The following is a 12,593-nucleotide window of genomic DNA, read 5'->3' on the forward strand; positions in this document are numbered from 1 at the left end:
GATGGAAAATTCCTTGGCGCTAAGGTTGAACATTTAACAGTATGAAACACTCATCTGGACAGCAGTTGTTTGTGCAGCAATTTCCTCTGAATGCCCCTCCGGGAAAAGTTATTAAACTTACCTTGGATGGGGTGCAAAGCAGTTTGCTTGATACCAGTGGTTCAATGATCAAACCGTTCAAGAAGCCTAAGCAGCAGAGAGAGCCTCGCTCTATAACTGTTGAGATCGAATTTGAAGAACCAATAGTTGCTCAAGAAGTGAAAGTGGACTTCTCGACAGGGGAGATTTTTGTTGTCGGAAAAGTAAATTCGGCAATATTTCTATATCCGCAAATTCTAATGCCGAGTAGGTCCACCATTACAACTGCCTATGATAAGAAAAAAGGAAAAAAGCTAATCAATTTTTATTTTCAAGGGCCTGGACACGCATTTTTCGGTATTGATCGGATTTTTAAATTTTACGATAGGGTGTACTGCATAGATACAAACACTAGAGTATCTGCTGCTGGGGTGACTATCGCTGTGACAACGGCGATTACTGTCACCTCGGAAAATATTGGTGATAAAGGGATTCATATCACTTCGGATCACACTATTCAATTAATTTCGAACGATCCACCTTCGGGGAATCCAGAGCTACATGGGATCTGGATGCTTCTTGCTCGCGTCTGGCAGAATCATCCTCACCTACTTGAAGGTAGGCTTGCGATTATTACAGATACGGAGTTGGGGAAGATTAGAGGCTGGAATGAAAGAGTCGAGCCATTCTATGATGGAAACATGCTTCCGCGTGGCGTGGATATTTTTTATGCTAGTGCTGATGTGGGAAGCGAGGAGTATCTTCCTAATAGACTCATGAAGGCGTGTGATTCTTTATCAACTAAAAAACTCGAAGAAATTTCTTAGTTCAAAGATGGTTATTATTTGCGATCGGGTAATTAACCTGATGCAATAAATTTCCCCGTCCAGTTATGAACTTCTCAACCATAAAGTTTCAGGCCGCTTTCAAACGCAGCACCCAGGCTGCCACTGGGCAGACTGGGTGCTGGGGTTCAACGATCAGGCATGGCCTTGGGCGGGATGGTTCACCGACAGGAAATGCTGGACCACTGGGGGTTCACTGCCTTGGTGGTACTGCGCCACTTCGCTCTGTACATCGGCATCGCTATGGGTCACCCGCTTGTGCTGGCGCAGGTGCTCGGCCCAGGATTCCACCTGGAACCACTCCATGAAGTGGTCCTCGGAGGCGGTGTCCTGCACGATGCCCCAGGCATAGGCGCCATCGCGGCGGCGGGCGGCAGACAGGCGGGCGAGGGCCTTGAGGAAGGGTGCGTGGTTCTCCTTGGCCACGTGGTAGCGGATCTGGATCATCACCGGGCCCCGGTCCTTGTCGACCGGATTGGCGGTCAGTGGCTCGGGCCAGTGGTTGGACGGGACCAGGTCGGCCTCGCCTTCGGGCAGCTTGATGCGGTGGGCGATCAGGCCCATCACGACCAGGCCGGCAGCACCTACCAGCAAGGTGCTGGGCACACCCAGTGCCTTGGCGGTAAAGCCCCAGCTGAGGCTGCCGAAGGTCATCGCGCCGTTGAACACGGTCAGGTAGACGGCCAGCGCACGGCCCCGCACCCAGTTGGGCAGAATGGCCTGGGCGACACCGTTGAGCGTGGTGAGCGCGGTGATCCAGGACTGGCCCAGCAGCAGCAGTGCCAGCACGGAAGCCCATTGGGGCGGCGACATCGCCAGGAAGGCCATCACGGCAGCGGAGACCAGGGCCGACATCAGCAGCAGGCCATCGGACGACAGACGGGCACGCAGCTTGGGCAGCAGGAAGGCACCGCCAATGGCACCGACACCGACGGCGCCCAGCAGCACACCGTAGAAGCCGGCACCACCGCCCAGCAGCTGGCGGGCCACCAGGGGCAGCAGCGCCCAGACCGAGCTGGCCAGTGCAAAGAACAGGAAGGCACGCAGCAGCACCACGTGCAGCTCGCGGCTGGAGCGGGCATAGCGCAGGCCGGCACGGAAGGCGCCTGCAAAGCGCTCGCTCAGGTCGTCTTGCTCGGCCTTGGGGCGGGGCCACCACAGCAGTGCGGCAATCACAAAGGCGTAGCTGATCACATCCACCCCGTAGGTGACCGAGGCACCCAGGCCGGCCAGCACAATACCGCCCAAAGCCGGGCCAATGGCGCGGGCAATATTGATGCCCAGCGAGTTGAGCGCTACGGCTGACTTGAGGTCACGCTTGGCGACCAGCTCGGGCACGATGGCCTGCCAGGTCGGTCCCATCAGCGCGGCACCAATGCCACCCAGAAAGGTCAGTGCCACCAGCGAGCCCACCGTTTGCATGCCCATGGCCGACAGGGTCATCAAGGTAATGCTGACGCAGGCCAGCAGCACCTGGATGGCGATCAGAAACTTGCGGCGGTCCAGGATGTCGGACAGCACGCCTGCCGGGATGGCCAGCAGAAAGGCCGGGGCCGAGGCTGCTGCCTGCACCAGCGCGACTGCCGTTGGCGAGGGCGACAGGTCGGTCATCAGCCAGGCGCTGGCCACATCGCGCACAAAGCTGCCGGTGTTGCCGACGACGGTGGCGATCCACAGCACGGCAAACAGCTTTTGCTGCAAGGGGGCGAAGCTGCCGCCGGAAGGCTGGGCCGGGGCAGCGGGCTGCGCCGGGGGATGGTCGGGATGGTTGTGGTTCATGGAAGTGCTCGGATCGGGGGGCTGGCCCGGTGGGGACCGGGTCAGCGGGAATAGGTGGGGGTGGGTGGTGTGGCAGCGCTCAGGACATCCAGCAGGAGCAGCCCAGTGCGCCAAAGAAGCCTTGCATGTCGGAGGCCGGCACCTTGGAGGCCCAGGCATCGGCATGCTGGTGGCCGTGCATGCCGCAGTGGCTGCCACAGCCGCAACCAGCAGCCAGGCTGCGGTAGCGGGCGGGGTTCAGCGAGTTTTTGCCAGCACCTTCGGGCTCGCCCCAGGCGCCATAGCCACCAAAGCGGCGCACGGGCGACCAGTCAGGCATGGCAGGGGGCAGGGGGTTGTCGTCATGGCGGGCAAAGCTGCCTGCGCCATACACCACCCGGCCACCGACCACGGTCAGGTCCGAGGTAAGGAAGGAGATTTCATCCTCAGGCACCTGGAAATAGTCTTTGTTGGGCACGATCAGGTCGGCAAACTGGCCCACCTGGATGCGGCCACGCGCACCTTCCTCGTTGGAGAACCAGGCCACGTTCTCGGTCCACATGCGCAGCGCGGTTTCGCGGTCGAGCAGGTTGCGCTCGGGGTACATCTGCATGCCGCCAACGGTCTTGCCGGTGACCATCCAGGACAGCGACACCCAGGGGTTGTACGAGGCCACGCGGGTGGCATCGGTACCGGCGGAGACTTTGACGCCTTTTTCCAGAATCTTCTTCACGGGCGGCGTGGCTTCCATCGCCTTGTGGCCATAGCGTTCGGCAAAGTACTCGCCCTGGTAGGCCATGCGGTGCTGCACGGCAATGCCGCCACCCAGCGCGGCGATGCGGTCGATCGAGCGGTCGGAGATGGTTTCGGCATGGTCAAAGAACCAGTTCAGGCCGTCGATGGGGGTTTCCTGGTGCACCTTTTCGAACACATCGAGCGCGCGGCTGATGGTCTCGTCATAGGTGGCATGCAGGCGCCAGGGCCACTTGTTTTGGACCAGCACGCGCACCACATCTTCCAGCTCGGTCTCCATCTGCGGCGGCATGTCGGGGCGGGGCTGGCGAAAGTCCTCAAAGTCGGCCGCCGAGTACACCAGCATTTCGCCGGCGCCGTTGTGGCGGAAGTAGTCGTTGCCCTGCTTGTACTTGACCGACTGGGTCCATTGCAGAAAGTCGTCCTTCTCTTCCTTGGGCTTTTGCGTGAACAGGTTGTAGGCCAGGCGCACGGTGATCTGGCCTTGCTTGTTGAGCTCTTCGATGACCTGGTAGTCATCGGGGTAGTTCTGCGAGCCGCCACCAGCGTCGATGACACCGGTGACGCCCAGGCGGTTGAGCTCGCGCATGAAGTGGCGCGTGGAGTTGACCTGGTACTCGAAGGGCAGCTTGGGGCCCTTGGCCAAGGTGGAATAGAGGATGGTGGCATTGGGTTTGGCCAGCAGCAGGCCCTGGGGGTTGCCCTGGCTGTCGCGCACAATCTCGCCGCCCGGTGGCTGGGGCGTGTCGCGGTGGTAGCCCACGGCGCGCAGCGCAGCGGCGTTGAGCAGGGCGCGGTCATACAGGTGCAGCAGGAACACGGGGGTATCCGGCGCAATCGCGTTGATCTCGGCCAGGGTGGGCAGGCGCTTTTCGACAAACTGATGCTCGCTGAAGCCACCCACCACGCGCACCCACTGCGGCGCCGGCGTGATCGCCACCTGCTGGCGCAGCATCTCCAGCGCATCGGCCAGCGACCGCACCCCGTCCCAGCGCAGCTCCATGTTGAAGTTCAGGCCGCCCCGGATCACATGGGTGTGGTTGTCGAACAGGCCCGGCAGCGCGCTGCGGCCTTGCAGGTCAACCTTGCGGGTGCCGCTGCTGGCCAGCGCCAGCACCTCGGCATCACTGCCCACCGCAACAAACTTGCCATCGCGGATGGCCACGGCGCTGGCCGTGGGTTGGGCCTTGTTCAAGGTGGTGAAGCGGCCGTTGTGAAAGATGGTGTCGGGGCTGGAGGTGGTCATGGCGGTGGCGTGCGTGGTGGGTGGTGCGTGGTGGAGCGCGGGGGTGGGGGCGTTACCCCCACCTAAAACGATTAAACAGCGGGCTTGGGGCCGATGGTGTTGCCGTGCTGTGCACGCTCTGGCGCCTTGTGCACCATCGTGTAGGCGTAGTCCACGCCCATGCCGTAGGCACCGGAGTGTTCGCGCACGATGTCCATCACGGCGTCATAGGTCTCGCGCTTGGCCCAGTCACGCTGCCATTCCAGCAGCACTTGTTGCCAGGTGACGGGCACCACACCAGCCTGCACCATGCGCTGCATGGCCTGGTTGTGCGCTTCGAGCGAGGTGCCGCCCGAGGCATCGGCGACCATGTAGATCTCGTAGCCGGCGTCATGCATGGCGCTCAGGGCAAAGGTGGTGTTGCAGACCTCGGTCCACAGGCCAGAGACGATGACCTTCTTGTGGCCCTTGGCGACGTTGGCGGCCAGCGCATCACGCACATTCTGGTCGTCCCAGGAGTTCATCGAAGTGCGCTCCAGGATGGGGTTGCTGGGGAAGACGTTCAGCAGCTCTGGGTAGGTGTGGCCGGAGAAGCTGTGGGTTTCCACCGTGGTGAGGGTGGTCGGCACGCCGAACACCTTGGCCGCCTTGGCCAGGCCCACCACGTTGTTCTTCAGGGTCTGGCGGTCGATGGACTGCACGCCAAAGGCCATCTGTGGCTGCTGGTCGATGAAGATCATCTGGCTGTTGGCTGGGGTCAGGACTTCGAGAAATTGCTTGTTGGTCATGGTGCGTGCTCTTGGAAAAGTGAAAAAACGGGGAAGGCGTGTGTTTAAAAAGGAATCTGGGCTGACTTAGTTCAGGGCCGGTGCATCCACCAGCACGATTTCGGTGTCTTCCGTGGCGGTGATGCGGATCGTGGTCTCGCCATGGATGGCGGCACCATCGCGGTTGGACAGCGCAACACCGTTGACCGAAGCACTGCCCTTGGCAAGGACCAGGTAGCCATAGCGATCGGCATGTTCAAAACCGTAGTCCAGGCTTTCGCCGGCCTTGATCGTGGCACCCAGCACCCGGGCATTGGCACGGATGGGCAGCGCATCGCCATCACCGTCCATGCCGCTGGCCAGGGTCACGAACTTGCCGCTGCGGTCGCCCTTGGGGAAGGGCTTGGCACCCCAGCTGGGCTTGTCGCCTTGGCGGTCGGGCAGGATCCAGATCTGGAAGATGCGGGTCGTCGTGGACTCCAGGTTGTATTCCGAGTGGCGCACGCCGCTGCCGGCGCTCATCACTTGCACATCACCGGCTTCGGTGCGGCCCCGGTTGCCCAGGCTGTCTTCGTGGGTGATGGCACCTTCACGGACATAGGTGATGATTTCCATGTCGGCATGGCCGTGCGGTGGGAAGCCGGTTTGGGGGGCGATGGTGTCATCGTTCCAGACCCGCAGAGCGCCCCAGTTCACGCGCTGGGCGTCACGGTAGTCTGCAAAAGAGAAGTGGTGCTTGGCATCGAGCCAACCGTGGTTGGCACCGCCCAGGCTGTCAAAGCTGCGTCGTTCAATCATGTCTTTCTCCAGGTGTTTTGTCGTCGATGAAGAAAGTGTAGGTCGCCTTGAATATGATTAAAATAGAAAATATAGAAAAGCATTCATTCCATATTTGATGTAATCGAGAAAGCGATGAAACCATGAGCAAGCTGCCTGACCTGGAGGCATGGGCCATTTTTGCCAAGGTGGCCGAGACCGGATCGTTCGCGCGCACCGCTGCCGAGCTGGCGCTGTCGCAGGCAACGGTTTCCAAGGCCATCACGCGGCTGGAGGGGCGCATGAAGACCAGCCTGTTCCATCGCACCTCGCGCCGCATGGCGTTGACGGATGCCGGCAACAGCGCGCTGGAGCGGGCCACGCGCATCCTGCAGGAGGGCGAGGCGGTGGAGGCCGACATCACCGACCGCTCCACCAGCCTGCGCGGCCAGATCCGCATTGCCGCGCCGATGTCGTTTGGCATTGCGCGGCTGTCGCCGATCCTGCCCAAGTTCATGAAGATGCACCCGGATGTGGAGCTGAACCTGCACTTTGCCGACGAGCAGGTGGACCTGATCCGCGACCGCTTTGACCTGGCGCTGCGCATTGCCAACCTGAGCGATTCGAGCCTGATTGCACGCACCCTGTGCAAGGTGCGCATCTTGCTGGTGGGGTCACCGGCCTACTTCGAGCGCTATGGCCACCCGGTGCACCCGCGCGATCTGGCCAAACACAAGGGCCTGCAGTACAGCCTGGCGCGCTATGGCACCAGCTGGCGCTTTCGCCATGCGCGGCATGGCGAGTACACGCAGGTGATGCCGATACAGATGCAGGTCAACAATGCCGAGGCGCTGCAGCCCGCGCTGCTGGCCGGCATGGGCCTGGCCTTGCAGCCGTCGTTTCTGGTATGGCAGGAGCTGCGCGATGGCAGCCTGCAGACCGCCATGCCCGGCTGGGAGGCCGATGTGCTGTCGCTGAACATCGTCACCCCACCGGGACGCACCCGGCCCGCGCGCGTGCAGGCCTTCATGGACTATGCGGCCCAGCAGTTCATGAACGAGCCCTGGGCGGAGCTGCCGCCGCAGCTGGATGAGAACCCGCTGGCGGTCTGAGGGGAGTTAGACCTTTAGCGCGCTGCCGCTGCGGCCACCGCAGCACGCGGCGTGCGCCGGCCCCAGTTCATCACCACGGTGCCGGCAATGGCCATCGCGCCGCCGGCCAGCATCGATGCATCGATCTGCTCGCCCAGCAACAGCGCCGAGCAGGCCACACCAATCACCGGCACCAGGGTGATGTAGCCCGATGCGGCACCGGCGCCCAGCGCCTTGACGCCATCAAAATACCAGGCATAGGCCAGCGCGGTAGAGCCCCAGGCCAGGAACAGCAGCGCGCCCCAGGCGGGCAGGCCGGCATCGAAAGCCTGGGCCAGGCCCTGCGTCCCTTCCACCACCAGGCTGGCGGCCAGCAGCATGAGCGCGCCCATGGTGGCGGTGACGGCGGTGGTGGACAGCGCATCGACTCCGGCCAGAATCGCCCGGCCCAGCAAGGTGTAGCTGACCCAGCAGGCCACACAGCCCAGGATCAGCAGCTCCCCTTGGCCCAGGCCACCGGCCAGCAGCTGGGCCGGATCGCCGTGCGAGATGACCAGCACGGCACCCAGCGCCGCCAGTGCCATGCCCAAGGCGATCGTGCGGTTGATGCGTTCCTTGAAAATCCATACCGCCAGCAGCAAGGTCAGCACCGGGTTGAGCGTGATGACCAGCGCCGCCTTGCTGGCGGGCAGGTACTGCAGGCCGCTCAAAAAGCAGGCCGCATAGCCAAACACCCCGGTGGCTGCAGCCGCCGCCATGCCCAGCCAGCGCTTGGGCGACCATTGCCGGAGCCCGGCCATGCCGCCTGCGGCATACAGCCAGACCAGCAGCACGGCGGCGGCGAGTACAAAGCGCAGACCCGACGCTGCCAGCGGCGGCATGTGCTGGGCCACCATGCGGCCGCTGGGCCAGGAGGCACCCCAGAGCAAAGCCATGCCAATCAAACGCAGGTGCGAGGCGGCCTGCGGGCCGAGGGTATTTTGTAAATTCATGTGTGGACAGCGCAGCCGAACGAGGCTCGGGGCGACTATAGCCACTGTGGGTGCTAGGCGGTTGGCAGACCGGCGACACATGACCAGGGCCAGGGGCTAAGCAGCGCCGCTTGTGCAGCCAGGCGCTGTTGTGTGCTGGCTGCAAACCGGCAGCGATGATGGTGGATACTGCGCGACAAGCGCGCGTTTTCAGCCGCCCGCAAGCGCCGCTATAGTGGCAGCTGCCCGATCTTTCCCCACCGTTTTTTCCCACCCTGCAAGGAGACACCCATGTTCAGCCACATCATGCTCGGCACCAGCGATCTGGAGAAATCACGCCAGTTCTACGATGCCTTCCTCGCCGAGCTGGGCGTGCCCGCAGGCGCCGCCAACAAGAACCGCTATTTCTGGCGTGCCAACGGCGGCACCTTCAGCGTCAGCACCCCCATCAATGGCGAGGCAGCAAGCATCGGCAATGGCAGCACCACCGGCTTTGCCGCCAGCAGCACTGAGCAGGTCGACAAGGCCCATGCCGTGGGTGTGGCCCATGGCGGCGTGGCCTGTGAAGACCCACCGGGCTGGCGCGGCGAAGGCCCTGCAGCCCTGTACCTGGCCTACCTGCGCGACCCGGACGGCAACAAGCTCTGCCTGGCCTACCGCCAGCCCAAGGTCTAATCCGTCCCCGTAAAAACGCCCCGCAGCTGCGGGGCGTTTTTCGTTGGTGGGTGTCAGACCTTTGCGCCGCGTTGGCCGCCCAAGGTGATCCAGGTGAGCAGCACACCACACAGTGCGCCGGTGGCCATGCCCACCACCATCGGCAGCGGTTTGCCGCTGGAGAACAGGCCCACGATCTGCATGGCGACCGCACCTGTCAGCATCTGCAAGGTGCCCAGCAAGGCCGAGGCGGTGCCTGCAATCTCGCCATGCGCCTCCAGCGCCAGCACCGCGGTGGTGGGGATCACAAGGCCCATCAAGCCGCTGGCAACAAAGTACAGGCCAATCAACACGGCGAGCTGGTCGCCGCCCATCAGGTAGTAGGCCAGCAGGCAGCACATCACCACACCGCTGGCGGTGGCGGCCAGCTTGACGACGGGCACCAGGCCAAAGCGCTTGCCCAGCATGCCGGTGAACTGTGCCGCGCCGATAAACGCAATCGCATTGAACGCAAAGGCCATGCTGTACTGCGTGGTGCTGAGGCCGTAGTGGTTGATCAGCACAAAGGGCGAGCCGGCCAGGTAGACAAAGAAACCGGCCATTGCGCAGGCGCCGATAAACACCAGGCCCAGGTAGTGCCAGTCGCGCAGCAGCAGGCCATAGGCCTTGAGCACGCCGCCCAGGCTGCTGTCCACGCCATTGCTGGCGGCGCGGGTCTCGGGCAGGCCACGCGCCATGGCCACCATGCCGATGAGGGCGGCAGCGGCCACCACCCAGAACACCATGCGCCAGCCGCCGACCGCAATCACCCCGCTGCCGGCCAGCGGCGCAAGGATGGGCGAGACGCTGAAGACCAGCATCAGCAGCGACATCATGCGGGCGGCCTCATGGCCGGTGTGCAGATCGCGCACCACCGCACGCGGAATGGCCATGCCCGCGGCCGCGCCCAGGCCCTGGATAAAGCGCAGCACCACCAGGGTGTGGATGTCCTGCGCCAGCGCGCAGCCGACACTGGCCAGCACAAAAATGGCCAGGCCCAGGTAGAGCGGCTTTTTGCGGCCCCACATATCCGCCAGGGTGCCAAACAGCGGCTGGCCCACGCCCAGTGCCAGGAAGAAGGCCGTCAGGCTGGCCTGCACGGCACCGACGGGCGCTTGCAGGCTGGCGCCAATCTGCGGCAGGGCCGGCAGGTACATGTCGATGGCAAAGGGGCCGATGGCGGAGAGCAGGCCCAGGATAAAGACCAGGCGCAAGGAGATGGCTGAAGACATACGCGTTAGCGACAAGCAGGCCGGGGGCCTGCGGTCGTTCATGGGGTTCGGTGTTGGAAAAGGCCTGCGGCTGCGGAACGCGAGAGTTCAGGCAGCCGGGCCGGATGCAGCGGGTGCATCGCGATAGATTTCCATTATTGCACCGAGCCACCGCCATGGCCAGTTGCAAGGCTGCTTTGCAACAGCTCCCCGTGGTCAGTGCCCGCTATTGACCAGCAGGCTGCGCGCTGTGCCGCGCCAGATGCTGGGCCGCAAACGCTTCGTACCAGGGCAGGCAGCCGGGGTTGGCCATGGTCTGCGGGTTCAGCACCTTCTGCGCGGGCTGGCCCAGCAGCAGCTTCTTGATCGGCAGCTCCAGCTTTTTGCCGGTGAGAGTGCGCGGCACCTCGGCCACCTGCGCGATGGTGTCGGGGATAAAGCGGGGCGACAGGGCGGTGCGTATCGCCTGCTCGATGCGGCCCTGGATGGCGGCGTCCAGCACCAGGCCATCGCGCAGCACCACAAACAGCGGCATGTAGCTGTTGCGGCCCAGGTACTCCAGGTCGATGACCATCGAATCCTGCACCTCGGGCAGCGCCTCGATGGCGTTGTAGATCTCGCTGGTGCCCATGCGCAGGCCCTGGCGGTTGATGGTGGCATCGCTGCGGCCATAGATCACGCAGCTGCCGTCGCTGTTGATCTGTATCCAGTCGCCGTGGCGCCAGATGCCGGGCCAGTGGTCGAAATAGCTGTCCAGGTAGCGCTGCTTGCCCGGGTCGTTCCAGAAGTACAGCGGCATCGACGGAATCGGCTTGGTGCAGACCAGCTCGCCGACCTCGTCGCGCACGGCCTGGCCTTGCTCGTTCCAGGCCTCCACCGCATGGCCCAGCCAGCGGCATTGCATGCGGCCGGGCGCTTGGGGCAGGCTGCGGTTGCCGCCGATAAAGGCGCCACAAAAATCGGTACCGCCCGAGATATTGCACCAGAACACCTCACCGGCCCCTGCGGCCTGCAGCTGGGCACTGCCCCAGCGTTGCACCTCGGGTGCCAGCGGCGATCCGGTGCTGCCCAGGGTGCGCACCTGTTGCAGGCCCGGGATGGCGCCCACGTCGAGGCCGGCCTTCATGCAGTTGCTGAAATAAGCAGCACCCGCGCCAAAGATGCTGGTGTGGTGGCGTGCGGCAAAACGCCAGAGAACGCCCCAATCCGGCTGGCTGCTGCTGCCGGCCGGGTGGCCGTCGAAGATGGTGATCGTGGTGCCAAACAGCAGGCCGCTGACCTGGATGTTCCACATCACCCAGCCGGTGGAGCTGTACCAGAGAAAGCGCTCGCCCGCATGGCTGTCGCTGTAGCTGGCGCCCAGGTCGTTGTGCAGCCCCGCCACATGCAGGGCCAGCAAGATGCCACCGGTGCCATGCACGATGGGCTTGGGCAGGCCGGTGGTGCCGCTGGAGTAGACGATCCAGATCGGGTGGTCAAACGGCAGCCATTCGGGTTCGAAGGCCGCGACGGCCTGCGCGTCCTGGCCGGTGGTGGCCCAGTCCCAGCTGTGGCTGCCCACCGCTGCGGCTGCATAGGGGCTTTGCACGCTGATGCAGTGCTGCACCGTAGGCAGCTCGGCCAGCAAGGCCTGCACCACGGCGCTGCGGTCCAGCGGCTTGCCGCCGTAGTAGACGCCATCAACGGCGATCAAGGCCTTGGGCTCAATCTGCTTGAAGCGGTCCACCACGGCAGCCACGCCCATGTCGGGGGCGCAGACGCTCCAGATCGCGCCCAGGCTGACGCAGGCCAGCATGGCGACCACCGTCTCGGGGATATTGGGCATATAGGCGGCCACCCGGTCGCCCCGGCCAATGCCCAGGCTGCGCAGCGCCACCGCCACCGAGGCCACCTGGCGCTGCAGCTCGGGCCAGGCCATCTCGCGCACCTGGCCCAGCTCGTTGTCGCTGACGATGGCCGGCACCCCGGCTTGATGGGCCGCGGCCGTGTGGCGCAGCAGCTGGCGTGGCAGGCTGACCTGGGCGCCGCTGAACCAGCGGGCATTCGGCATGGCATCGGCACTCAGCACCTCGGTGATGGGCGTAGGCGATTCAAGCTGGTAGTAGTCCCAGATGCTGCGCCAAAAATCGGCCAGGTGCTCGACCGACCAGGCATGCATGGCCTCGTAGTCGTCAAAGCGCAGGCCGTGCTGCTGGGCGAGCCATTGCTCGTAGTGCTGGATCTGGGGCAGGGGGGAGAGGGCAGAGGTGGTCATGGCAGATAAGAATGCGTAGCCTGAGCGTACGCAAAGCGCTGCGGGCTTGCACGAGGGGAAGCACGCAAGCTGTCACCCTGGCAGCACCGGGGCGCTTTTTCGGCTGGGCCGGCCCGCCCAGCCTTCTTTGCAATGTTATTTTTTGTCAGCCTGCCCAAGCCCTTTGCGGGCGCAGTGCTTGGCTAGCTGGC

Annotated in this window: 10 protein-coding genes; 3 read left to right on the forward strand and 7 right to left on the reverse strand. The window is 63.6% G+C overall.

The window, feature by feature from the left end; all coding sequences use genetic code 11:
* The first annotated feature begins 71 nt into the window (after positions 1-71).
* The gene (locus tag EDF71_RS09045; protein WP_166656495.1) at positions 72-905 is read left to right on the forward strand and encodes a hypothetical protein; all 834 of its coding nucleotides are present in this window, start codon (positions 72-74) and stop codon (positions 903-905) included.
* A 153-nt stretch (positions 906-1,058) separates the two neighbouring features.
* On the opposite strand, the gene EDF71_RS09050 is transcribed toward EDF71_RS09045, so the two are convergent.
* The 4 genes from EDF71_RS09050 to EDF71_RS09065 form a co-directional block, all read right to left on the reverse strand.
* Positions 1,059-2,702 carry an MFS transporter gene (locus EDF71_RS09050; RefSeq protein WP_133856253.1) on the reverse strand — a complete coding sequence of 548 codons (1,644 nt, stop codon included), beginning with the start codon at positions 2,700-2,702 and terminating at the stop codon, positions 1,059-1,061.
* A gap of 79 nt (positions 2,703-2,781) precedes the next feature.
* Complete coding sequence (locus EDF71_RS09055; protein WP_133856254.1) at positions 2,782-4,680, reverse strand: amidohydrolase; 1,899 nt, start codon at positions 4,678-4,680, stop codon at positions 2,782-2,784.
* Between the two features lie 71 nt (positions 4,681-4,751).
* Positions 4,752-5,447 (reverse strand): hydrolase, encoded by a 696-nt coding sequence (locus EDF71_RS09060; RefSeq protein WP_133856255.1) that lies wholly within the window; start codon positions 5,445-5,447, stop codon positions 4,752-4,754.
* A gap of 66 nt (positions 5,448-5,513) precedes the next feature.
* On the reverse strand, positions 5,514-6,224 hold the full coding sequence (locus EDF71_RS09065) for a pirin family protein (protein WP_133856256.1): 711 nt from the start codon (positions 6,222-6,224) through the stop codon (positions 5,514-5,516).
* A gap of 122 nt (positions 6,225-6,346) precedes the next feature.
* Between EDF71_RS09065 and EDF71_RS09070 the strand changes: the two genes are divergently transcribed.
* Positions 6,347-7,294: a LysR family transcriptional regulator gene (locus EDF71_RS09070; RefSeq protein WP_133856257.1), complete on the forward strand. Its 948-nt coding sequence runs from the start codon at positions 6,347-6,349 to the stop codon at positions 7,292-7,294.
* A gap of 14 nt (positions 7,295-7,308) precedes the next feature.
* Here EDF71_RS09070 and EDF71_RS09075 read toward each other — a convergent pair whose 3' ends face one another.
* Positions 7,309-8,265, reverse strand: coding sequence for a DMT family transporter (locus EDF71_RS09075; RefSeq protein WP_133856258.1), 957 nt, complete (start codon positions 8,263-8,265; stop codon positions 7,309-7,311).
* A gap of 270 nt (positions 8,266-8,535) precedes the next feature.
* Between EDF71_RS09075 and EDF71_RS09080 the strand changes: the two genes are divergently transcribed.
* Complete coding sequence (locus tag EDF71_RS09080; protein WP_133856259.1) at positions 8,536-8,919, forward strand: VOC family protein; 384 nt, start codon at positions 8,536-8,538, stop codon at positions 8,917-8,919.
* Between the two features lie 53 nt (positions 8,920-8,972).
* Here EDF71_RS09080 and EDF71_RS09085 read toward each other — a convergent pair whose 3' ends face one another.
* Positions 8,973-10,169 carry a multidrug effflux MFS transporter gene (locus EDF71_RS09085; RefSeq protein WP_133856260.1) on the reverse strand — a complete coding sequence of 399 codons (1,197 nt, stop codon included), beginning with the start codon at positions 10,167-10,169 and terminating at the stop codon, positions 8,973-8,975.
* A 205-nt stretch (positions 10,170-10,374) separates the two neighbouring features.
* A complete protein-coding gene (locus EDF71_RS09090) occupies positions 10,375-12,402 on the reverse strand; it encodes an acetoacetate--CoA ligase (protein WP_133856261.1) in 2,028 nt (675 codons plus the stop codon).
* Between the last annotated feature and the right edge of the window lie 191 nt (positions 12,403-12,593).

This window comes from Comamonas sp. JUb58 (genome assembly GCF_004364775.1).
In the GTDB taxonomy this organism is placed as follows: domain Bacteria; phylum Pseudomonadota; class Gammaproteobacteria; order Burkholderiales; family Burkholderiaceae_C; genus Comamonas.